Here is a 24,198-nt window from a genome sequence, read left to right on the forward strand (position 1 = left end):
ACTTTATACTGCTCAGGCTTATCTTGGGCTTTAAGATCTAAATCTGCTAAAATAGCTTCATTTGTAGATAATGCCAAATTATTAGCCGTTTCAAATCTTTCGTTTATTAATCCAAATGCAGATAATACTTCTTTGGACATATTCAATGCTAACATCGCGATGAAAACCAGGTACATCAGGTTAATCATCTTCTGTCTAGGGGTTAATTTTCCTCCTGCCATTTTTTCTAATTAGTTTATTATTTAATATTAAAAATATATAGTTAAAAAACTAATTATCCTTTATTACTCATTGCAGTAAGCATACCACCGTATACATTATTTAAAGATGCAATATTTGCAGTCATTGATTGCATTTGCTCTTTCAATTTGCTTGCATTTTCAGCAATTTCTTTATTAGCCTCAGCATTTCTTGAAGCACTCTCTAATTGTACTTTATACAAACTATTCAAAGATTCCATTTGTGATGCAGCCATAGACAATTCTTCACTGTATTTTTTTGTTGCAGCAATTGAATCAACTGTAGGAGAAATGTTTCTAGAAGCATCTTCAAAATTTCTAATGCTGTTTCCAAGACTATTCATTAATTCACCATCAATTTTAGCTTCTTTCAATAATGCATCTAATTTACTTGATAACATTCCATCTACATCATCAGATACAACTTCTTTTTTCTCCGCTTTTTCACCACCAGCCAATTCAGGGTAAACCAAAGACCAATCTAATTCATGTTCAACTGGTTCGAATGCCGATAGAGCAAAAATAAAAGCTTCAGTACAAAGACCAATTATTAATAATGCACTAGCTCCTGGATAATGTTGAATTTTAAATAGGGCTCCGATAATTACTACTGCCGCTCCCATACCATAGGTAAAATTCATTGCTTTTTTGCTCAATAATGCCATTTTTTTAAAATTTTAAAGTTAATATATTTAGTAGGTTATTTATTTAATTATTTTTTTCCGTTTTTAGTTGTTTGGGTTCCCATATAATCTTGGACAGTTCTAAAACCGATATAACTTCTGGCTGAATCAGCATATTCAAAAGCACGAGTACTCACTTGTAAGAAATAAGAAACATCTTTCCAAGAACCACCTCTAACTACTTTACGTTTGTTTGAGTTATCAATAATAGCAGGGTTCATTGTAGACATAAATTCATATGAATTAGAATCGTATGCAGAGTCAGTCCACTCTGATACATTACCAGCCATATTATATAAATTGTAACCATTAGGTTCATAAGACTTAGCCTCTACAGTGTATAAAGCCTGATCGGCTGCATAATCACCTCTGTTAGGTTTAAAATTAGCTAAGAAACATCCTCTATCACTTTTTGTATAAGGACCTCCCCAAGGAAAAGTTGCAGACTCTAATCCACCTCTTGCAGCAAATTCCCATTCAGCTTCTGTAGGTAATCTAAATGCATTTACATTATCAAAATGTTTTTTCTTAGATTTTATATAGATATTTTTATTTAAAGTTCTCCATTCGCAGAAAGCTTTTGCTTGATTCCAAGTAACACCTACCACAGGATATTCTCCATATGCTTTGTGCCAAAAGTAATCATTGTGCATTGGCTCATTATAAGAATAGCTATAATCCTTAATCCAAACAGTGGTATCAGGATACACTTTTACTTCTTCAGTTCTAATAAAATCTTGTCTTTTACCAACTTTAGCCTTTGCAGCTGCCTGAATATCCATCCAAGTATAACGGAATTTAAGCTTATTAACATCCATAGTTCTTAAACCATTATAAGAAGCTTCTAATGGTAAATACATAGAATCCATTACCTCAACATAATATTCGTCTGGATATTTTTTTACATCTTTTATAAGCTTAGCTTTTCTGTTAAGTCTTTTATAAGCATTTGGATCTTTATCCGTTCCAACGCTATAGTAGTTGTCATACATATATTTATCATATGCAGTCATTTTTTCAGGATTAGAATCGTTAAAAGCATAGTCTGCTATACTACCTGTATTCTTTCCTTTTCCATCTGCAGGAGCACTTTGTCCACTTTCTTCGGCCAAGATAGCCAAACGTAAACGTATTGTAGAATCTTTTACCCATTCTACAAATTGACGATATTCGCTGTTAGTAATTTCAGTTTCGTCCATATAAAAAGACCTTACTGTAACTGTTTTTGTTGGAGCATCACCGACGTTAGCAATATCATCATCAGATTTACCCATGATGTACGAACCACCTGGTACTAATGTCATTCCATAGGGTTTTTCAGGGTGCCACTTTGCTCCTTTTACACCAACCAACTCACCTTTGTCGCTTGATCTACCACAGCTAATCAACACAGTTATGATTGCCGTAAATGCAATGAAATTCTTCATAAAAATTGGGGTTATCTATTCATTAATTATTTAGACTGTAAATCTATTTATTTTACTATTCAAACAAATCTTTAGAGCCTTAAATTATTTGGTCAAATGTATGTTAAAAATTCATAAAAAAAAATTTTTTATCGCCTAAGCGCTAAAAAAACACGATAAAAATCATGTTTTTAAAAATTTTGTAAGTATACCGTAAATACTTTAATAATTCACATAAAATTAACTATTTCTCTAAAAAATTCGTTAATCTGACCTGTATTACATGTTTTACAAAATATTTTTTCGTTGTGCTTTCCACCATCTTTCGGGCATTTCCTGATTACAAGCAGCCAAATACTCTTCATACGAACACGGTAATAACGTACTTTTTTTTAATTTATTGTGTGAACTCACAACAAATGGAATTTCAATCCACCATCTGTCTGTTTTATCACTTTTATAAAAAACTAAATCTTCTTCTTCAAGCGGTACTATATATTTTAAATACTTCTCTCTACTTCCAAAAGGGTATTCATTTGAGCGATAATGATAACCTTCAATGAAATACCAGCAAATCTGTGAGATTATTACAGCCTCCTGTTTAGAATTATTATGATTAAAAATTCCAAATGAACTGACTTTATCGCTTATTCCCGCATATCTGGACAATGAACATATTTCTTTACCATTAAAACCATTTGGGTTAAAATCAATAAAATTACCAGAATCAGATGATTTTATCGCTCTTAAATCAACACTAACCAAATCGGCGTCTCTGAAAACAGGTTCAGAAATTGATATATTATTTGAAACTTCTCCCAGCCTATAAGCGTCGAAAAACAACTTTTCAATCAAATCGATTTCTTCCTGAGAATTATAATAGGTTTGGTAGCCAATATTACAAAAATTAAACAAGTTATTAGGCTCATCTATTATAATTTTAGTTAAAAACGAATCAGAAGTAATTGCATCATTTTCTTTACCAAAATCAAACTTACTATCAATAGAAACCAGATTAACCATTTGTTCTAAATCGTCATATGCTCTGTAAAGCGCATATGTCATATCTTGTGAACCCCCAATGACTATTGGAATAATCTTCTTTTTAATTAATGAAGAGGTAATTTTCCTTACTGCAAAATAAGTATCTTCTTTTGAATTTCCAGCAAGCACATCTCCTAAATCAGCTATACTTGCTTTCCAATTACCTGGAAACATTCCATACAACTCTTTTCGAACATGACTTAAATTAACAGTAGTTTTAGCATTTCGATCACCTCTATTATCAAGAACACCGATTATCGCAATATTAATTTGATCTAAATCAGGAGCAGAATCATTAGTATGTAATACAATTTTACTCCCCAAATGTTGAGTAGATAAACCTTGTATATAATCTAGAATTTCAGCATCTAATGGTACTAAAAAATCAAACTCCATTTTTATCTATTTATTTACTCAATTAATTCCAAACCAATTTTGAAATACAATTAAAATTCAATTAATGCTTTATTTCTTTTTTGTAGCGGTTTTTTTAACAGCTGTTTTTTTAGCAGCTGTTGCTTTTTTTGCAGCAACTTTTTTCGCTGGCGTTTTTTTAGCAATCATTTCTTGAACGTCGGCTAATGTTAATTTGGTTGCATCAACATCTTTACTCAATTCAATTTTAATCTTACCTTTAGTTATAACAGAACGACCCCAACGAGCTTTTTCTACTAAAATACCTTCCTCTTCCCAATTGTGAAGCACTTTATCAATATTCTTTTGCAACTTATCTTCGATTAACGCTTCAATATCAGATTGCGAAAGATTATCGAAATCATACTTCTTGCTAACATTAATGAAAATTCCGTTCCATTTGATAAAAGGACCAAAACGACCAGTACCTTTTTGAACACCTTCACCTTTATAAACAGCAATTGGTGCATCGGCAATCGCTTTTTCATCAATTAATTCCTGAGCTCTAACCATTGAAACATCCAATGGATCCTCGCCTCTTGGTAACGAAATAAAAACACTTCCGTGTCTTACGTAAGGACCAAAACGACCATTACTTACTTCTACTTCTTCTCCTTTATATGTACCTAAATTTTTTGGAAGCAAAAATAAATTCAAAGCTTCTTCCAAAGTTATATTTCCAATATTTTGCTCATGTCTTAAACTGGCAAATCTTTTTTGTTCGTCATCTGCATCACCAATTTGAGCCATTGGACCAAATTTACCTAAACGAACAGAAACTGGTTTCCCTGATTCTGGGTCAATACCTAAAATCCGTTCTCCACTTTCTCTATCAGCATTAGCTTCAACATCTTTCACTGTTGGGTGAAATGTGTTATAAAACTCCTGCATCATTTTAGTCCATTCAATATTTCCTTCAGCAATTTCATCAAAATCATGCTCTACTTTGGCAGTAAAATTATAATCCAAAATATTCCCGAAATTCTTAACTAAGAAATCCGTAACAATCGTACCAATATCAGTTGGAACTAATTTTCCTTTATCAGAACCTGTGTTTTCTTTTAATAATTTCTCAGCTAATTCCCCAGACTGCAAAGTCAATTGTGTATAATTACGTTCTTGCCCCTCCAAATTTCCTTTCTCAACATAATTTCTATTGATAATGGTAGAAATAGTTGGTGCATAAGTAGATGGACGACCAATACCAAGTTCTTCTAATTTTTTAACTAAAGAAGCCTCAGTATATCTTGCAGCGGCTCTCGAATATCTTTCGGTAGCCGTTATATAATTGTTTTGTAATTTTTCATTAACCTTTAAAGCTGGCAATAGACCTTCTTGCTCTTCTTCTTCGTCATCATGTCCTTCAAGATACACTTTTAGGAAACCTTCAAAAAGCAAAACCTCTCCCGAAGCTGTAAAAACTTCACCATGATTATTCGCTTCAATCTTAACATTGGTACGCTCTAATTGTGCATCACTCATTTGCGAAGCCAACGTTCTTTTCCAAATCAAATCATATAGACGCGCCTGATCTCTGTCAATATCTACAGTATGACGAGACATATCGGTAGGACGAATTGCTTCGTGAGCCTCTTGTGCTCCTTTGCTTTTATTCACGAAAGTACGTGGAAATGAAAATTCCTTACCATAGGATTTGATGATTTCTGCCTGAGCAGCATCCATTGCTTCTTTAGACAAATTCACACTATCTGTTCTCATATAAGTGATAAGTCCAGCTTCGTACAAACGTTGTGCTAATTGCATGGTGATTCCAACTGGCAAATACAACTTTCTGGCAGCTTCTTGTTGCAAAGTCGAAGTGGTAAAAGGCGCTGTTGGGGATTTTTTGGTAGGTTTAGTTTCTAAATCTCCTACCTTATAAGTAGAGCCTATATTTTGTTTTAAGAAATCTTCGGCTTCTTTTTTAGTATTGAAATTTTTTGGAAGTTTTGCTTTAAAAGACTTCCCAGCTTCATTTGTAAACTCAGCTACAACAGAGTAAGTTGCTACGGCTGTAAAATTCAGAATTTCACGTTCTCTTTCTACAATTAATCTAACAGAAACTGATTGCACACGACCAGCAGACAAACCACCTTTTACTTTTCTCCAAAGTACAGGCGATAACTCATATCCAACCAAACGGTCCAAAACTCTTCGAGCCTGTTGTGCATTAACCAAATTATAGTCAATTTCACGTGGTTTATCGATAGCTTTAAGAATAGCGTTTTTTGTAATCTCATGAAAAACAATACGCTTCGTTTTCTCTTTTTTAAGTTTCAATTCTTCCGCCAAATGCCAAGAAATAGCCTCTCCCTCGCGGTCCTCATCACTCGCCAACCATACCATTTCGGCATTTTTAGCTAAAGTCTTTAATTTGGACACTAACGCTTTTTTCTCCGAAGAAACTTCGTATTTGGGTGTGAATCCATTCTCGACATCAACCCCAATTTCTTTAGAAGGTAAATCGGCTATATGTCCATAACTCGATTCAACTTGATAATCACTTCCTAGAAATTTTTCGATTGTTTTTGCCTTTGCTGGGGACTCAACTATCACTAAATTCTTTGCCATGTTGCTTTTGTTTGAATCGCAAAAGTAATTTTTTTTTTTAAATATCGCCCTTTCATTGGTTTTAAATACATTTTAAATCTACAAAGACAATTATTCTTAACACTCAAAGCACAAAATTTTCAATCATTTACAATTTAATAAGTACTATATTTTTTTAGCAGCAGAAACAAAAGGAATAGTAAGAAACATCAGTCCCGCTATACGTTTCAATCTTGTTGCCCGAACCCCGGGCAACAAGGATTTCCACTGCTATCGGGGCTATCAACAAACATTTTCGCTTTTTAAGAACCAGAAAAAAATCGCAGTAATAATTTATTTATACCTATATATAGTATCAAATCCATAATTAGTTTTTTCAAAAATAAATCCATTAAAAAAAATTCCTAAATTTACTCGAAGCTACCTCACCAAAATTACACTGAATGAACCGAAATGAACAACTAAAAAAACTCAACGAAGAACAAATTTGGGACATTGTCATTATTGGTGGCGGTGCCAATGGACTTGGAGTTGCAGTAGATTCAGCAAGCAGAGGTTTTAAAACAGTACTTTTTGAAGCAGTAGATTTTGCCAAAGGCACTTCCAGCCGAAGCACCAAATTAGTTCACGGCGGGGTTCGTTATTTGGAACAAGGCAATATCGCTTTGGTTATCGAGGCGCTTCAGGAAAGAGGAATAATGGCCCAAAACGCTGCCCATTTGGTAAAAAATGAATCCTTTATTATCCCTAATTACAACTGGTGGGGAGGTTTATTTTACACGATTGGACTAAAATTTTATGATTTACTTGCTGGTAAATTAAGCCTTGGGAGTTCCAAATTTTTATCCAAAAAACAAACCATCGCACAAATTCCTTCGATAGAACAAAAAGGATTACGAAGCGGCGTCCTTTATCATGATGGACAATTTGACGATTCTCGTCTAGCCATTAATTTGGCACAAACTGCTATTGAACAAGGAGCTTGTGTCTTAAATCACTTTAAAGTCATTCAACTACTTAAAAACAATAAAAAACAAATTATTGGAGTCAAAGTAATCGACCAAGAAACCCAAATAGAATATACTATAAAATGCAAAGCCGTAATTAATGCAACGGGAGTTTTTACCAATGCTATTATGAAAATGAATGATGCAGTTTATAAAAAATACATAATTCCTAGCCAAGGCATTCATTTAGTATTTGACAAGTCTTTTCTACCTGGAGACAACGCTTTAATGATTCCAAAAACAAGTGACGGAAGAGTTCTTTTTGCAGTCCCGTGGCATAATAAAATTGTTGTTGGCACGACTGATACTTTGGTCAAAAAAACTGACATAGAACCAATAGCGTTAGAAGAAGAAATTCAATTTGTGCTAGAAACGGCTCAAAGATATTTAACAAAAAAACCAACAAGAGCCGATGTTTTATCAGTTTTTGCAGGATTGAGACCTTTGTCTGTTCCAGGAAAAAAAGAACAAAACACCAAAGAAGTTTCCCGAAGCCACAAAATAATTATTTCCAAAACTGGGTTAATTAGCGTTACTGGCGGAAAATGGACTACCTACCGGAAAATTGCCGAAGACACTGTAAACAGAACTATTGAAGTTCATAAATTACCTAAAAGAAAGAGCGACACTAAAAGATTATCTATTCATGGAAATAAGGCAAATAGTTCAGCTGATTTTGAAAACCATTTATTAGTCTATGGAACTGATGCCGATGCGATTTTAGAATTACAAAAAGACGAGCATGAGCTTACTGAAAAATTACATCCAAATTATGAGTACACTTTGGCCGAAGTGGTTTGGGCAATTCGCCACGAAATGGCTATTACGGTTGAAGATATTTTAGCCAGACGTGTGCGATTACTATTTCTAGACGCTCGCGCTGCGATTGAAAGTTCAAGAAAAGTGGCTTATTTATTGGCTAAAGAATTAGGTTATGATGAAACTTGGATTCAAAATCAATTGGTCGATTTTAAGGCGGTTGCTAATGGGTTTTTATTGAAAGAATTTAGGCTACCATAATTTTTTTATCACGAATTTCACGAATAATCAGGAATAAAAACTATATCAACTTCTCAAATTATCACTGATTTTTATATGTTTTAAGTTAGTCTATTTTGCAAGTTTTTTTTTAAAAATTGTACTGAAAAAACTTGCCCAAAAATAAAACTTACTTCCTAAAGCCCTAGCCCCGATTGTAGTGAAAAGCCCGGAGTACCAAAAGTAAAAGTTTCCTGTTGCAGAAAAGCGACCAACGGAAGCTCTTTCTGGAACTTTAGAAACTATACTTTTGGTGCGAGGACTTGTAACGAAAAGCGGGAATAGCTTCAAATGCCTTTAATTTTTGTTAATTCTTCGGCTGACATCTTGTCATAATCACTGTAATTCCCTTATCTTTGCGCTTTGAAAATAGCCAAATGGAAAAGATAATTGAAGAAAGCAAACAAGGAAACAGCCTTGTTCTGGAACATAAACCTGAGAATACTAAAAAACTTTTTATAGAAAGTTATGGCTGTGCGATGAACTTTTCGGACAGTGAAGTAGTGGCTTCCATATTAGCTGATGGTGGTTATAATACGACTTCGATTTTGGAAGAAGCCGATTTGGTTTTGGTTAATACGTGTTCGATTCGTGACAAGGCAGAGCAAACAATACGCAAACGTCTGGAAAAATATAATGCTGTGAAACGCCAAGTGAATCCGAAGATGAAGGTTGGAGTTTTGGGTTGTATGGCGGAACGTTTGAAAAGTCAGTTTCTTGAGGAAGAAAAAATCGTGGATCTTGTAGTAGGCCCTGATGCATATAAAGATTTACCCAATCTATTGAGCGAGGTTGAAGATGGTCGTGATGCCATCAACGTAATCTTGTCAAAAGAAGAAACTTATGGAGATATTTCGCCAGTTCGGTTGATGAGCAACGGAATTACAGCTTTGGTTTCGATTACCAGAGGTTGTGATAATATGTGTACGTTTTGTGTGGTGCCTTTTACCCGTGGACGTGAACGCAGCCGTGAACCGCAAAGTATCATGAACGAAATTCAGGATTTGTGGAATAAAGGTTTTAAGGAAATCACACTTTTGGGTCAGAACGTTGATAGTTATTTATGGTATGGAGGTGGATTGAAAAAAGATTTTGTCAATGCAACCGAAATGCAAAAAGCAACGGCTGTTGATTTTGATCAATTATTAGAAATGGTAGCGGTTGCATTTCCAAAAATGCGTATTCGTTTTTCGACTTCGAATCCACAGGATATGCATGAGAGTATTTTGCACGTTATTGCCAAATATCCAAATATCTGCAAACACATTCACTTACCTGTTCAATCGGGTAGTAACAGAATCCTAAAAGAAATGAATCGTTTGCATACTCGTGAAGAATACATGGCGTTAATTGATAAAATTCATTCTATTATTCCTGATGCTGCTATAACTCAAGATATGATTTCGGGATTCCCGACAGAAACTGAGGAAGATCACCAAGACACTTTGAGTTTGATGGAATATGTAAAATATAATTTTGGTTATATGTATAGCTATTCTGAACGTCCGGGAACTTTGGCAGGAAGAAAAATGGAAGACGATGTCCCGAATGAAACCAAATTGCGACGATTACAGGAAATTGTTGATTTGCAACAAAAACACTCTAGGATTCGTTCTGAGGAATTTATTGGAAAAACAGTCGAAGTTTTGATTGAGAAAGTTTCTAAAAAATCAGCCGAAGAGTTTTCGGGAAGAAATTCACAAAGCATTACGGTGGTTTTCCCAAAAGAGAATTATAAGATTGGAGATTTTGTCAATGTAAAAATAACAAGTTGTACCAGCGGAACTTTGATAGGGGAAGCTGTTGGATATTCGAGTATGAATTGATTTTTTTTACCACAAATTACGCAAATTTTCACAAATTAATTAGGTTAAAAGATTAGCATGAGTAATTCAAATGAATACTATTATAAAAAAGATGAAAATTATACAGTTGTTGGTTTGTGTATGGAAGTGCATCGATTATTAGGTCCTGGTTTACTTGAGATAGTTTATAAAGATGCATTAGAAATAGAATTCAAAAATCATAACATTCCATACGAAAGAGAGAAAGAGTATGCAGTAGAATATAAAGGGGTTATTTTACCACATAAATTTTATGCCGATTTTGTAGTTTACTCTGATATTATTCTCGAAGTAAAATCAATAAAAGAAATTAGCAATGACCATCTTGCACAAACATTAAATTATATGAAACTAGCTGATACCCCAGTTGGAATAATCGCTAATTTTCAAAATAAATCATTAGTTCACAAAAGATTAATAAATACATAGAAAACGAATTTGTGAAAATTTGTGCAATTTGTGGTAAAAATAAAATAACAAGATTGCTTCTAGCCTTACTATAAAAATGGAAACAGTTCAAAATATAAAACAACGATTTGAAATTATTGGGAATGATCCGAAACTTAATCGTGCGATAGAGAAAGCCATTCAGGTTGCTCCTACCGACATTTCGGTTTTGGTAGCTGGAGAAAGTGGTGTTGGAAAAGAAAGCATCCCAAAGATAATACATTCCTTATCCCACCGTAAACACGGAAAATACATTGCTGTAAACTGCGGTGCCATTCCAGAAGGAACCATTGACAGTGAACTTTTTGGTCACGAAAAAGGAGCTTTCACAGGAGCAACCAGCACCCGTGAAGGTTATTTTGAAGTTGCTAATGGCGGAACCATTTTCCTTGATGAAGTGGGAGAATTACCGCTTACAACTCAAGTACGTTTATTGCGTGTTTTAGAAAATGGGGAATTCATAAAAGTAGGTTCATCGCAAGTTCAAAAAACGAATGTCCGAATCGTAGCAGCAACCAATGTTAATCTATTCAAAGCTATAGAAAAAGGGAAATTTCGTGAAGATTTGTATTACCGTTTAAGCACAGTAGATATTGTCCTTCCTCCGTTGCGAGAAAGAAAAGAAGACATTCACTTATTGTTTAGAAAATTTGTTGCAGATTTTGCCAACAAATACAAAATGCCTCCTTTGAGATTGGACGAAAGTGCAATTTTGCTTTTGCAAAAATTTCGTTGGAGTGGAAACATTAGACAATTGCGAAATGTAGCCGAACAAATCTCGGTTTTGGAAACCAACAGAGATATTAGTGCCACTACTTTGCAATCGTATTTACCATCTGAAGACAATAACGTTTTACCTTCAGTAATTAAAGACAAAAAAAGCGATAGCGATTTTAATACTGAAAGAGAAATTTTGTACAAAGTCCTTTTTGACATGAAAAGCGATTTGCATGATCTGAAAAAATTAACTTTGGAATTAATGCAAAATGGAAATTCGAATGTTCAGGAAACCAACAAATCATTGATCAAAAAAATATATGGTTCCAAAGAAGATGACAGCGAAATTGATTTTGAAGAAGAACCACGTAATACTTATTTGTCCAATCCAAATGTAGAGGAAAACTACGAAGAACAAGATTCTCATAACTATCTTTTGGCCGAAACCATAGAAGAGGAAGAAATTTTAAGATTGGAACAGAAAGAAATCGAAATGATCAAAAAGTCATTAGAAAAAAATAAAGGAAAACGAAAAGCTGCAGCAGATGAATTGGGAATTTCAGAAAGAACATTATATCGAAAAATCAAACAATTTAATTTGTAATAAAAACAAAACTCAAATTCTAAAAAAGATTACATTTGGAAATTCATTAAATTTCAATAGTCTTTAAATTGGAATTCATTTTAACAACATGAAAAAAACACATTTAGTATTACTATTTTTTGTTCTGATTACAGCCGTTAGCTGTTCAGTGTATAACTTTACGGGTACCGGTAAAATTGATGCCAATACGTATCAGGTGAATTTTTTCCCAAATAATTCTGATTTGGTTGAACCTGGTATAGATAGAACTTTTACGCTTACTTTACAGGATTTAATTCAAAATCAAACAAATTTGCACTTGGTAAAAAACAATGCTGATTTAACCTATGAAGGAGAAATAACAGATTACCGAATTAGCCCGATGACCGCAACTGCAGATCAAAAAGCAGCGCAAAACCGTTTGAAAATTCGAGTGAATGTTCGCTTTACAAATAAAAAACATGAGAAAGATGATTTCGAAAAATCTTTTGAATTTTATTATGATTACCCAGCAACGCAACAATTGACAGGAGCGACAAAAGATGCTGCGATCAAAGAAATTTTTGAAAGAATTACTCAAGATATTTTCAACGAATCGTTGGCCAAGTGGTAAATTAGCATTCGATTTAAATCTAAATATCAAAATCATAATACTGAACACATAAAAAATGAACATTAGTAGTTATAATTATTTACTAAACCAACCTGAAGAAATCGACGATCCTCAAACGTTGGCATTAGAAAAAGTATTGGATGAATTTCCATACTTTCAAAGTGCCCGAGCATTGCGTCTAAAGGGACTTTACAATCAAAATAGCTACAAATATAATTTTGCTTTAAAAATCGCTGCTGCTCATACAACAGACCGAAGTGTTTTATTTGATTTTATAACATCTGAATCATTTACAGCTATTCAAAGAAAAACGTATGAGAAAAAAATAGAGGAATTGCTCAATATAACTGTAGTCGATAGTAAAGTTATCACTAAAGAAGAAGAGCCAGCAAGAAAAACTCCTTTGGAAAACTCTATTTTGACTTCAATAAAAGAAGCTACAAATACTTACAGCAATTCTCTTTTTATAGACAAAATCGAAATAGATAAAAAAATTGAGCAATCGATACTTGGTTCTATTAAAGAATCAACTCCAGAAACTGACGAAAAAACAATACAAATAGAAGAAAAATTAGAAATTGGAAAACCAATAGATTTTTCAAAATCCGAGACACATTCTTTTCATCAATGGCTTCAAATTTCGAGAATACAACCTATAATTCGTGAAATCCCAAAAGAGAAGACAAGCGTACCTATAAAACCTGAACCTGTCATTGACGAGCAGAAAAAGAAAAAAGCCGAATTAATAGATAAGTTCATAGAAACCAGCCCAAAAATTCCGCCAATCAAGCCCGGAGCTGTCTTTACACCAAACTTGGATCTTAACAAAGAAGATAATTCTTATTTAATGACCGAGACTTTAGCAAAGGTTTATTTGGAGCAAAAAAAATATCAAAAAGCGATACAAGCTTATGAGATATTAATTTTGAAATATCCAGAAAAAAGTAGTTTCTTTGCAGACCGTATAAAAGATATTAAGATAATACAACAAAATAACAATTAACAATAAATAGTATGTTTTCAATTTTTTTAGTTTTAATTACAATAGTATGTTTTCTATTGATCGTAGTAATCATGGTTCAAAACCCTAAAGGTGGTGGACTTTCTTCTACAATAAGTGGTTCTCAAATGTTAGGTGGTGTTCAGAAAACAACTGATTTCTTAGACAAAAGTACTTGGACATTAGCGACTATATTAATTGCTTTAATTTTGCTTTCTGGCTTAAGTTTCACAGGAACTTTAAGCGATTCAGATTCAAAAATCATTGACAAAACTGAATCTGCAGCTCCAAAAACAAATGTACCTGCTCAAAATGTGCCAGCTACTCCTGCTCCGGCTGCTCCTGCAAAATAATCATCTACAACAAAAAATATATAGAATGCCAGCCTGTCAAAAGCTGGCATTTTTTATAAGAAAAAATGTCAGTAAATATACTATGGCATAATTTCTGAAAAGAAGAAAAACAAATTAATAATAACATAAATATAAAAAATCATGACATTAAACATTAAACCTCTTTCAGACAGAGTTCTTATCGAGCCTGTTGCAGCTGAAACGAAAACGGCGTCAGGAATTTTTATTCCAGATACAGCCAAAGAAAAACCGCAAAAAGGAACAGTAGTAGCAGTAGGAAATGGGACTAAAGACCATACCATGACTGTAAAAATTGGTGATACTGTGCTTTACGGGAAATATGCTGGAACCGAATTAAAGCTAGAAGGAAAAGATTATTTAATTATGCGTGAGGACGATATTTTAGCAATTATATAAATTGTATTAAGTCGGAAGAATTAAGTATCAAGATAAACTTAAAACTTTAAACTAATTAAACTTTAAACAGAAAAAATAAAATGGCAAAAGATATAAAATTTGATATTGAAGCACGTGACGGTTTAAAACGTGGAGTTGACGCATTAGCAAATGCAGTAAAAGTAACCCTTGGACCAAAAGGACGTAACGTTATTATTGGAAAATCTTTTGGTGGACCAAATGTAACTAAAGATGGTGTTACTGTAGCCAAAGAAGTTGAATTGAAAGACCCATTGGAAAATATGGGAGCTCAAATGGTTAAAGAAGTAGCTTCAAAAACTAATGATTTAGCTGGAGACGGAACTACAACTGCTACTGTTTTAGCACAAGCCATCGTAAAAGAAGGTTTGAAAAACGTTGCTGCTGGCGCAAACCCAATGGATTTGAAACGAGGTATCGACAAAGCTGTTGAATCAATAGTTGCTGATCTTGCAAAACAAGCTAAAGTAGTAGGAAGCGATTCTGAAAAAATTAAACAAATTGCTTCTATTTCTGCTAATAATGATGAAGTTATTGGTGAATTAATCGCTAATGCTTTCGCAAAAGTTGGAAAAGAAGGTGTAATCACTGTTGAAGAAGCCAAAGGAACGGATACGTTTGTAGATGTTGTTGAAGGTATGCAATTTGACAGAGGATATCTTTCTCCATACTTTGTAACAAACCCAGAAAAAATGGAAGCTGAACTTGAAAATCCATACATCCTTTTGTATGACAAAAAAGTTTCTTCTTTAAAAGAATTATTGCCTGTTCTTGAGCCAGTAGCGCAATCTGGAAAACCATTATTGATCATTGCTGAAGATGTTGATGGGGAAGCCTTATCAACATTGGTTGTAAACAAATTACGTGGTGCTTTGAAAATTGCAGCTGTTAAAGCTCCTGGTTTTGGTGACAGAAGAAAAGCAATGCTTGAAGATATCGCCATCTTAACTGGTGGAACTGTAATCTCTGAAGAAAGGGGTTATACTTTAGAAAATACTACTCTTGAAATGCTAGGTTCTGCAAAAAGAGTAACAATCGACAAAGACAATACAACTGTTGTAAGCGGCGCTGGAGATGCTGATATGATCAAAAATCGTGTCAACCAAATCAAAGGTCAAATGGAAACTACAACTTCTGATTATGACAAAGAAAAACTGCAAGAGCGTTTAGCTAAATTAGCTGGTGGTGTTGCTGTTCTTTATGTTGGTGCTGCTTCTGAAGTTGAAATGAAAGAGAAAAAAGACCGTGTTGATGATGCGCTTCACGCTACTCGTGCTGCTGTTGAAGAAGGAATTGTTGCTGGTGGTGGAGTAGCTTTATTAAGAGCTAAAAACAACTTAAGCTCAATTGTTTCTGACAATGCAGATGAAAAAACAGGAATCCAAATCATTTCTCGCGCAGTTGAAGCTCCTTTGAGAACTATTGTTGAAAACGCAGGTCTTGAAGGTTCTGTAGTAGTTGCTAAAGTTTCTGAAGGTACTGGAGATTTTGGATATAATGCTAAAACTGATGAGTATGTTGACATGCTTAAAGCCGGAATCATCGATCCTAAAAAAGTAACTCGTATCGCATTAGAAAATGCTGCATCTGTTGCAGGAATGATCTTGACAACTGAATGTGCATTAATCGATATTAAAGAAGATTCTGCTGGCGGAGCTCACCCAATGGGCGGAGGAATGCCAGGCATGATGTAATCTTTTTATATACAAATTATGATATTTGATATATGATGAAGTAGAGATGCACAGCAGTGCATCTCTACTGCTGTACATCTCTACTGCTGTACATCTGTACCAATTTAACATCCATAAAACCGCTTAGTTTTAAACTAGGCGGTTTTTCTGTTTTTAAAATCAAATTATTTTGCAATAAAAACATATTAGCTTAACATAGTTGTTTTCTTCAAAAAAGGTTTATTAGTATCTTTACAATTCCATTAAAATTGCACATGAGAAAACAAATTACTCAATTATTATCTATTACATTTTTTCTTCTTTGTAACCTTATACATTCGCAAACTAAAAAAGAAACTTATGTTGTATTGGTCTCTATGGATGGCTTCAGATGGGATTATGCTAAACATTTTAAACTTCCGAATCTTAATCAAATAGCTAAAGAAGGTGTGCATGCCAAATCAATGCGTCCTTCCTACCCTAGCAAAACTTTTCCAAATCATTATTCTATCGTTACTGGACTTTATCCTGATCATCACGGAATTATAAATAATGTTTTTTATGATAGTACACTAAACGAATATTTTGCATTATCCACAAAAGCGAAAAATGATTCGCGATTTTATGGCGGGAATCCGATTTGGAATGTAGCCGAACAACAAGGTGTAAAGACCGCTTCCTTTTTCTGGCCAGGATCTGATACCGATCAGAAGCGACCAAGCATTTACAAAGAATATGACGATAAAATCGCTTTCGGAACTAGAATTGACACTGTTATTAAATGGTTACAGTTACCTGAAAAACAACGTCCTCATCTAATCACCTTATATTTTGATCAACCTGATGGCACTGGACACAATTTTGGACCTCTTTCGCCTGAAAATGAAAAAGTAGTCAGAAAAATGGATTCGTTAATGGGGCAATTATCTTCTAGATTAGATCAGTTGTCTATCGGAAAAGAAATAAATTTAATCATTGTTTCAGACCACGGAATGACAGACATCAGCAATGAAAAAAAGGTTGTGATTTTAGATTATTTAAAACCAGAATGGCTAGGATATAAAGATGTTATTAATCCTATTATGAGTATTCAGGCAAGACCCGGTTGTCAGGATTCTATTGCTCGTGCCTTGAAAAAAGTGCCGCATATTAAATTCTGGAAAGCAAGCGATGTCCCAAAAAGATTTCATTTTGGAAGTAATCCGCGTGTTCATGACTTTGTTATTGAAGCCAAAAAAGGATATAGTTTAGTTAATAATTCAGCTCAAATCATAAAAGGCGGTACTCACGGCTATGATAATCGAACGAAAGACATGCAGGCTATTTTTTATGCTAAAGGTCCCAATTTTAAAGTAAACAAAGAAGTTGGTTCCTTTCAGAATGTTTCTGTTTATCCTTTAATTGCGAATCTTCTGGGATTAAAAATAGAAGAAGTTGATGGGAAATTGAGCGAAGTAGATAAGATGTTGAGAAAATAAAATTGAGTACGAGCAAGATGTCTGCATTAGTGATTGAGACGAACAGCGCATCGTTCGCTTTTCAATTTACCTATCTTGACGGCATTTTAGTAAAAGAAATTACGGAATCTAAAGTATGTAACAGTTAATGCAATTTTGTCTCGAAAACATTATGCTGACTGGATCTTAAAAAATGCTTATCCTAATTAATTATATGAAGATATATTTATTCTTAAAAGTATTGTGAATTTCACGAGATCAAAAATTATTTATGGGTAACTTTTTTCTTAATCAGTTTCAAGAAAACTGGTAAAGTCGACACCAAAATAATTCCGATTACAATTTTTTCGATATGTTCTTTTAAGTCAATATCCCATTGTTCTAAACAAAATCCGTACAAATAATGTCCAGCAAATATTAGGATGAATGACCATAGAATAGAACTCAATATGTTGTAGAACATGAATTTCTTTTTGTCCATGCTACCAATACCAGCCACAATCGGCGCAAAGGTTCTCACAATCGGCAAAAATCTTGCGTATATGATAGCTCTTCCACCATGTTTTTCAAAAAATTCTTTTGCTTGTAATAAATATTTTTTCTTAAACAAAAGGGTATCTTCTCTATTGTATAAATAATAGCCGCTTTTGGCTCCAAACCAATACCCAACCATGTTTCCAAATACACCAGATAGAGCGACCAACGAGGATAGTATAATAAGATTTATAAAATCGCTTTCTATAAAAAGAACATTCTGAATCAAATCTCTACTGTAGATTCCAGCAAGGAAAAGCAAACTATCGCCAGGAAGAAAAAAACCAGCAAAAAGACCAGTTTCGGCAAAGACAATAAACAAAACAATATATAAACCCAGTTGAACGCCACCAATTGTAAAAGTTATATAAAATTCAGGATTTACTAATTGGGTCCATTCAAAATTATTCATATATATCTATTTTTTGTTTTTATCGGTCATATGTAATTGGGCCTTTCATAAACGGTTTCTGTAACCGACTATGAGTCATGCGCATTCCATAAATATGTTGTGTTTTATTTAAAGTGTGAAAGTAATGATAATTTATATGACCTACAATACCATACATTATTTTAAAGTTTTATTAACGGTTAAAAACTGCCAAAAGCGCCAAAATACCTTGTGATTTTGACGCTTTTTTACACATTTCTAGAAAATTTACAATCGTATTTACCATACAATTGTCACTTTTCTAATCATCTTATTTTATAGAAACAGATTATAATCTATCATATTGACAACAGGTATGAAGTTTGTCATAATCTTCTTTAGTAGCTTTTATGCTATCTGTATCGTGCCCAACTTTGGCAATTGCTTTTTTTACATCGTTCATTGAGCATTTTTCTTCATTAATAACAACACTCAACTGATGAGTTCCTACATCCCAAGTAGCTGTTTTTACACCTGGAACAGAATACGCAGCTTTTTGAATTCGTTTCTGACATTGTTCACAATTTCCGTTTACTTCGGTTGTGTATTTGGCGTTTTTATTTTTTTTGTCCTGAGCTTGTGCTGTTAATCCGATGAATGTCATTAGAGTTACTGCTACTATATTTTTTACTATATTTTTCATGATGTTATATTTTATTATTTTTATTTTAACTTCAAATTATTTATGTATTCATTTATTCTTTACTCCTAATACTTAATACTTGATTCTTAATACCTAAATCAAGTCCAAATTACTTTTATTTGATCTTAAACCTCAACCCTGCGTAATACATTTGACCGAATATTGGAGCATACACATTAGTTGCGTCAAAATAAGTGCCAAAAGGATTTTGCGGATCAATTATGGCAGGTTTTTGCGTATAATTACCAATGTTCTCTCCTCCTACGTACAACTCAAAAGTATCCGAAAACACTTTTGTAACCTGAGCATTCATCAACGAATAAGCTGGTGATTTTTCAGGAAGTTGATATTCTACAGGATTTGAAGCAGTCGTTGGCATTTGTTGTTCGCCTATCCAATTGTAGGTAAAATCGAATTTCCATTGTTGTTTTTTGTCCGTCAGATTAGTTTCATACCCTAAATTTCCGAAGAAACGATGGGCTGCCTGTAAAGGTCGTTGATAGGTTCCTGACAAATAATCGGTTTTGATATCATAGTATTTGTACGCCGTACGCAATTCTAAACGTCTCGCCAATTCATAATTAAATTCTAGTTGAAAGCTATTTGCATACGAAGCACCATTCAAATTATGAAAAATCACAGATTGTGGACTTTCCATAACATCTACAACTACTTGGTTTTGAAAATCTGTTCTATAAAAATCGGCTGTTACATCCGCATTTCTATTGAATATTTTGAATGCCTGCATAAAGCTAAGACCATAATTCCAAGCAATTTCTGGATCTAAACCGTATAATTTTCCACCATCATTTATAATGCTAAAACTTCTGGAGCTGGCAAATAGATTTTGATTTTCGGCAAAAATATTAGCAGAACGTTTTCCTCTTCCTACTGAAGCACGAAAAACTCCTTTCTCCCAAGGGTTGTATTTCAAATGAACTCTTGGTGTAACAAAAACACCTAAACGATTTCCATAATCTACTCTCCCACCCAATATCAAACTGAAATTATCATGATTATCAAAAGTATATTCAAAGAAAGCTCCCACAGTATTATCAATTCTACTGTAATTGGTTGCATTCAAAAACTCCGAATAATCGTCATAAGTAAAATTCAAACCAGTAGCAAACTTGTTTCTATCATTATCAATAATAGAATTAAAAATCAAGTTCGAATAAAAACTGTTTTGTCTGATATTATAGCCATTCAAACCAAAATAAGAATCTTGATTGTAGCTTGAAAATGCATTTTGAAAACCGATACTTTGGAAAGGCATGTCTTTAAAAACGTATCCAACTTTTGAAGAAACATCGATTTTTCGAGTATCAATTTCAGAACCCCAATGATTAGTAGTTCCTTTATCAGTATCAGAATTAAAATCAACTTGACCTAATTGTTTCTTATCATCCATAAATTGAAAATTAATAAAACTTACCCAACCAGTTTCGGCATTATAATACTGATAGCGATTAATTAAATTAACTTGCTTTTGCAGAGGATTATCCAAAAATCCATCATCATTGTTATCCATTTTGGAATTTCGCATATTGCCATGAAGCAACAAACTCGTAGCCCATTTATCAGATAATTTATGATCGAAATTGGCATTCAATTCAAACCGAGAATCGGTTGAACCGTATAGATTTAATAAAAAAGGAGCTCCTGATAAAGGTTTTACCAATTCAGTATTAATTTGTCCCGAAACACTTTCGAACCCATTTATTACACTTCCTGCACCTTTGCTGATCTGAATACTTTCTATCCAGGTTCCGGGTGTAAAGGAAAGTCCATAAATCTGTGAAGCTCCTCGAACAGAAGGCACATTTTCCTGAGTCATCAATAGATAAGGACTTGTAAGTCCCAACATTTTGATTTGTTTAGTTCCTGTCAAAGCATCTGAGAAATTGACATCAATAGAAGGGTTGGTTTCAAAGCTTTCGGCCAAGTTACAACATGCCGCTTTAAGTAATTCTTTTTGGGTTACTAGCGTTGTATTTCCCGTTAAGGTATATGACTTTTGTATTCCCTTGCGTTTGGTTTGCACTTTTACTTCCTTTAAATCTTCTTGAGAATAGGAACTAAAACAAACCAGCAAGAGTAATAATACTATTATTGATTGTTTATTCATGATTTCTATTATAATAATTAATAATGTTAAACCACACAAAATGGTTTCAACCTAAATTAAAAATTATAACGTGTCGTAAAGGAGATATTGGCTGTACAGCTTGAAAAGTGGTGGTGCATTTGCATCACAATAGTACGTAAGTGAATAATCATTTTTAAAACTAGGGACAGATTTAAAAACAATAGATTTTTGTTCTGGAATTACAAAAGCATAATCAAATTGGAACGAAAAAGATTTGATGATTTTGTCATCTGCTTTTTTCTGAACGATGATTTTCTTGTCTTTGCAACAACTATCTTTTTTGCCAGCTACTTTTTCACAGCAGCCTTTTTGAGCCTGAACATTTGGTGAAGAAATATCAGAATGAAGAGTAATAGATGAAATTTTTCCGCCACAATAGTGCACGTCAAAAGCAAATCCTACATTGGAAACCAATAATAGAATCGCAAGAAAAATGCTTATGTGTTTCTTAATTTTCATTTTACAAAAATACCACTTTTATAAACTGATTTTTTCAAACGAGTGTTAAAACTTTCAAAATGAAATTTAATATTAAAAAAAGTCAAAGCTATTAAATATACATCCCAAACTTGTTATCAGATAAAGTGCCGTAATGAATTTAGACATACTTTAACTTGCATTCCTACAATTTGTCCAAGTATTTGTGGCAACAAAATATAGATTACTACTATCTTTTAAGCTTTTGAAAATAAAACGCCGGAATAAAAACAATTACAAACAAAGGCTGAATTAAAAACCGTCGCACATAAAAGAGCACTAAGTTTTCATCATTTTTAAATAAATAAAGAATAAAAAACAATGCAACTATAAGAATCAGGAACAATAAAGAATATAAAATTGAAGCAAACCAAATCATTTCTTTATCCTTAAAAAGAAAATATAAAATCCCTAACGAAAGAATTGTATTCAAAAAATAACGAAATAGCAATCCTAAAAACAACATTCCCGAATTAAATTCTGGCAACGGCAAATGCTGGTAATCACTTTTAAAATAAATCAAAAAAGGATCATAAAACAATTGGCTTTCGTAAGCTCGTACAAGCATTAACAATCCTACTGATAGAACTACACAAAAAATACGGGCTTTGTTTTGAAATATTTTATTTAGCATATTTTGAAAATTTATTAACCCAAATTATCCATAAAACAAAGACCAACCCATAGATTATAGCAGGAAACAAAATATCATGTAGTATGTGACTTTGGGCAGGAAAATTAAAAATCAGCACCACCAAAGCTGCAATACGGAGTATGTTTAAAATATAAATCAACAAACTTCCAACAACAATAAAAAGCAAAGTATTTTTTAAAGTTCCCGAAAAAGCGACAATAAATGAAATAAATAAAATAATCACACTTATTGCATTGCAACCTTCGACAATTCGAACGACATATATCCCTTGAAAAAAGACTTTGAGAAAAGGTTCATTCTCTGAGTCTAAAACCCGAATCGATTGATAGAACCATGAAATTACACTTTCTGTATTTTGGCCAACCAAGTAAGTTATGGAGTCTACTTTATTGTTTTCAAAACCCGATAAATAAAGTTGGTAAAGTAGCGTAAGCAAAATATAGCAACCAAAAAAACTAGCCAGAAAAACCAGAAAAGGTTTGTATTGAGTAAAATATTTTTTCAAAATTAAATTTTCGCCAAATTTATGCAATTAAAGAATTAGCATTAAATACTTTTGTAAAAAAATATTAGATTATGACTTTTCAAGAATTACAACCGAAAGTAACCGAAATAACAACAAACTTAACTCTTAGCAGAGACGAAAAACTTTTGGCAATTTGCCAACTATTAAGCGATTCTATTTCGTACTACAACTGGGTAGGATTTTATTTTGCCAATCACGAAACCAAAACATTACACCTTGGTCCTTATGTTGGAGCAGAAACTGACCACACCGTTATTCCGTTCGGAAAAGGAATTTGCGGACAAGTAGCGGAAAGCAATGCCAACTTTGTTGTTCCAGATGTTAGTGCACAAGACAACTATATAGCCTGTAGTTTCACAGTAAAATCAGAAATTGTGGTTCCACTTTTTGTAAATGGTCAAAACATTGGTCAAATTGATATTGACAGCCACGTGATTGATCCTTTTACAGAAGAAGACGAGCGTTTCCTGGAATTTGTGAATGGAGAGATTGCAAAATTATTTTAATCTAAAAACAATTACCAGCCAACAGGATTTTTCATCAAAATACAGTAGAGATGCACTGCAGTGCATCTCTACTTATTTTATAAAATCACACCACATCAACAAAAAAAGACAAAAAAAATCCTGAGTTTTCACTCAGGATTTTCTATAAATAGTAAACAGTTAAAGAATTAGTAAGTCATTACTTTAACAGCTTTTTGTCCATCTTCTGCTTGTACAACTACAATCCAAATTCCTGATTTCATGTCAAAATTAGTATCTGAATCGATTTCAAATGATTTTACTAACGCGCCAGTTATAGCATAAACTAAAACTTGAGATTTAGATTTCACATTCGAAACAGCAATTTTATTTTTAGAACCAAAAACATTTACTGCAGATTGTGGTTGGTATTTTTTAATTCCAAGTGATGGATCATTAGTAATTAATTGCGGAAATGGATCCCAACCGTCACTACCTTTAGTGAAATTCAATGTGGTAATAGCAGTTCCATCTGTTAAAACAGGAGTTGTTGGCTTAGTTGACCAACTTATTCTACCTGCCTGATTATTTTCCCCTGATTTTTCAATAGTTCCGTATTCATACACACTAGTTGATGATGATCCTAATGAATTATTCCATCCAGCAGCAACTATTAAAGATTGTCCTGAGAAACTTGGATTATCAGAAGTTTCAATCGTAGTATTATAAAAGACAACCTCGCCATTAGCAGACCAAGGACGACCAAAATAACCAGGTTTAGAACGAAATAAAGATGCCGTTTCTGTACCAGGAGTTG

22 protein-coding genes and 1 pseudogene are annotated in these 24,198 nt (G+C 33.3%); 11 read left to right on the forward strand and 12 right to left on the reverse strand.

Annotation, left to right across the window (positions count from 1 at the left end):
* The 5 genes and pseudogenes from VLC96_RS16500 to topA form a co-directional block, all read right to left on the reverse strand.
* Nucleotides 1-221: pseudogene (locus VLC96_RS16500) on the reverse strand (type IX secretion system motor protein PorM/GldM); the annotation flags it as partial.
* A gap of 53 nt (nucleotides 222-274) precedes the next feature.
* Complete coding sequence (porL, locus tag VLC96_RS16505) at nucleotides 275-904, reverse strand: type IX secretion system motor protein PorL/GldL (RefSeq protein ID WP_325264681.1); 630 nt, start codon at nucleotides 902-904, stop codon at nucleotides 275-277.
* 47 nt (nucleotides 905-951) lie between these two features.
* Nucleotides 952-2,349, reverse strand: coding sequence for a T9SS ring complex lipoprotein PorK/GldK (gene porK, locus VLC96_RS16510; protein WP_325264684.1), 1,398 nt, complete (start codon nucleotides 2,347-2,349; stop codon nucleotides 952-954).
* A gap of 267 nt (nucleotides 2,350-2,616) precedes the next feature.
* Nucleotides 2,617-3,768 carry a formimidoylglutamase gene (locus VLC96_RS16515; RefSeq protein ID WP_325264686.1) on the reverse strand — a complete coding sequence of 384 codons (1,152 nt, stop codon included), beginning with the start codon at nucleotides 3,766-3,768 and terminating at the stop codon, nucleotides 2,617-2,619.
* A 69-nt stretch (nucleotides 3,769-3,837) separates the two neighbouring features.
* Nucleotides 3,838-6,357, reverse strand: a complete 2,520-nt coding sequence (topA, locus tag VLC96_RS16520; protein ID WP_325264688.1) for a type I DNA topoisomerase — start codon at nucleotides 6,355-6,357, stop codon at nucleotides 3,838-3,840.
* Nucleotides 6,358-6,779: 422 nt separating this feature from the next.
* Here topA and VLC96_RS16525 point away from each other — a divergent pair, with 422 nt between their 5' ends.
* The 10 genes from VLC96_RS16525 (at nucleotide 6,780) to VLC96_RS16570 (ending at nucleotide 17,524) form a co-directional block, all read left to right on the forward strand.
* Nucleotides 6,780-8,363, forward strand: a complete 1,584-nt coding sequence (locus VLC96_RS16525) for a glycerol-3-phosphate dehydrogenase/oxidase (protein WP_325264690.1) — start codon at nucleotides 6,780-6,782, stop codon at nucleotides 8,361-8,363.
* A 395-nt stretch (nucleotides 8,364-8,758) separates the two neighbouring features.
* The gene (gene miaB / locus VLC96_RS16530; RefSeq protein WP_325264692.1) at nucleotides 8,759-10,207 is read left to right on the forward strand and encodes a tRNA (N6-isopentenyl adenosine(37)-C2)-methylthiotransferase MiaB; all 1,449 of its coding nucleotides are present in this window, start codon (nucleotides 8,759-8,761) and stop codon (nucleotides 10,205-10,207) included.
* A 57-nt stretch (nucleotides 10,208-10,264) separates the two neighbouring features.
* Nucleotides 10,265-10,654, forward strand: coding sequence for a GxxExxY protein (locus VLC96_RS16535; RefSeq protein WP_325264694.1), 390 nt, complete (start codon nucleotides 10,265-10,267; stop codon nucleotides 10,652-10,654).
* A gap of 76 nt (nucleotides 10,655-10,730) precedes the next feature.
* Nucleotides 10,731-11,993, forward strand: coding sequence for a sigma-54 interaction domain-containing protein (locus tag VLC96_RS16540; protein ID WP_325264695.1), 1,263 nt, complete (start codon nucleotides 10,731-10,733; stop codon nucleotides 11,991-11,993).
* A gap of 88 nt (nucleotides 11,994-12,081) precedes the next feature.
* Complete coding sequence (locus tag VLC96_RS16545; protein ID WP_325264697.1) at nucleotides 12,082-12,585, forward strand: LptE family protein; 504 nt, start codon at nucleotides 12,082-12,084, stop codon at nucleotides 12,583-12,585.
* Nucleotides 12,586-12,640: 55 nt separating this feature from the next.
* The gene (locus tag VLC96_RS16550; RefSeq protein ID WP_325264698.1) at nucleotides 12,641-13,588 is read left to right on the forward strand and encodes a tetratricopeptide repeat protein; all 948 of its coding nucleotides are present in this window, start codon (nucleotides 12,641-12,643) and stop codon (nucleotides 13,586-13,588) included.
* Between the two features lie 11 nt (nucleotides 13,589-13,599).
* A complete protein-coding gene (gene secG / locus VLC96_RS16555) occupies nucleotides 13,600-13,938 on the forward strand; it encodes a preprotein translocase subunit SecG (protein ID WP_325264701.1) in 339 nt (112 codons plus the stop codon).
* A gap of 141 nt (nucleotides 13,939-14,079) precedes the next feature.
* The gene (locus VLC96_RS16560; RefSeq protein WP_100431955.1) at nucleotides 14,080-14,355 is read left to right on the forward strand and encodes a co-chaperone GroES; all 276 of its coding nucleotides are present in this window, start codon (nucleotides 14,080-14,082) and stop codon (nucleotides 14,353-14,355) included.
* 80 nt (nucleotides 14,356-14,435) lie between these two features.
* Nucleotides 14,436-16,067, forward strand: coding sequence for a chaperonin GroEL (gene groL, locus VLC96_RS16565; RefSeq protein ID WP_325264702.1), 1,632 nt, complete (start codon nucleotides 14,436-14,438; stop codon nucleotides 16,065-16,067).
* A 254-nt stretch (nucleotides 16,068-16,321) separates the two neighbouring features.
* Nucleotides 16,322-17,524, forward strand: a complete 1,203-nt coding sequence (locus VLC96_RS16570; RefSeq protein ID WP_325264703.1) for an alkaline phosphatase family protein — start codon at nucleotides 16,322-16,324, stop codon at nucleotides 17,522-17,524.
* Between the two features lie 244 nt (nucleotides 17,525-17,768).
* On the opposite strand, the gene VLC96_RS16575 is transcribed toward VLC96_RS16570, so the two are convergent.
* The 6 genes from VLC96_RS16575 to xrtF form a co-directional block, all read right to left on the reverse strand.
* Nucleotides 17,769-18,449: a DedA family protein gene (locus tag VLC96_RS16575; protein WP_325264705.1), complete on the reverse strand. Its 681-nt coding sequence runs from the start codon at nucleotides 18,447-18,449 to the stop codon at nucleotides 17,769-17,771.
* Nucleotides 18,450-18,756: 307 nt separating this feature from the next.
* Nucleotides 18,757-19,110, reverse strand: coding sequence for a heavy-metal-associated domain-containing protein (locus tag VLC96_RS16580; protein WP_325264706.1), 354 nt, complete (start codon nucleotides 19,108-19,110; stop codon nucleotides 18,757-18,759).
* Nucleotides 19,111-19,225: 115 nt separating this feature from the next.
* On the reverse strand, nucleotides 19,226-21,238 hold the full coding sequence (locus VLC96_RS16585; RefSeq protein ID WP_325264708.1) for a TonB-dependent receptor plug domain-containing protein: 2,013 nt from the start codon (nucleotides 21,236-21,238) through the stop codon (nucleotides 19,226-19,228).
* A 63-nt stretch (nucleotides 21,239-21,301) separates the two neighbouring features.
* Nucleotides 21,302-21,718: an HYC_CC_PP family protein gene (locus VLC96_RS16590; protein WP_325264709.1), complete on the reverse strand. Its 417-nt coding sequence runs from the start codon at nucleotides 21,716-21,718 to the stop codon at nucleotides 21,302-21,304.
* A 208-nt stretch (nucleotides 21,719-21,926) separates the two neighbouring features.
* Nucleotides 21,927-22,370 (reverse strand): exosortase F system-associated membrane protein, encoded by a 444-nt coding sequence (locus tag VLC96_RS16595; RefSeq protein WP_325264710.1) that lies wholly within the window; start codon nucleotides 22,368-22,370, stop codon nucleotides 21,927-21,929.
* Nucleotides 22,360-22,896, reverse strand: coding sequence for an exosortase family protein XrtF (xrtF, locus tag VLC96_RS16600; protein ID WP_325264711.1), 537 nt, complete (start codon nucleotides 22,894-22,896; stop codon nucleotides 22,360-22,362). Before xrtF ends, VLC96_RS16595 begins: the two co-directional genes overlap by 11 nt.
* 71 nt (nucleotides 22,897-22,967) lie before the next feature.
* Between xrtF and VLC96_RS16605 the strand changes: the two genes are divergently transcribed.
* A complete protein-coding gene (locus VLC96_RS16605) occupies nucleotides 22,968-23,423 on the forward strand; it encodes a GAF domain-containing protein (protein WP_325264713.1) in 456 nt (151 codons plus the stop codon).
* Nucleotides 23,424-23,590: 167 nt separating this feature from the next.
* On the opposite strand, the gene VLC96_RS16610 is transcribed toward VLC96_RS16605, so the two are convergent.
* Nucleotides 23,591-24,198, reverse strand: a 608-nt coding sequence (locus VLC96_RS16610; RefSeq protein WP_325264714.1) for a T9SS type A sorting domain-containing protein, incomplete at its 5' end; no start/stop codon positions are given.

The organism is Flavobacterium sp. (genome assembly GCF_035456085.1).
Lineage (GTDB): Bacteria > Bacteroidota > Bacteroidia > Flavobacteriales > Flavobacteriaceae > Flavobacterium.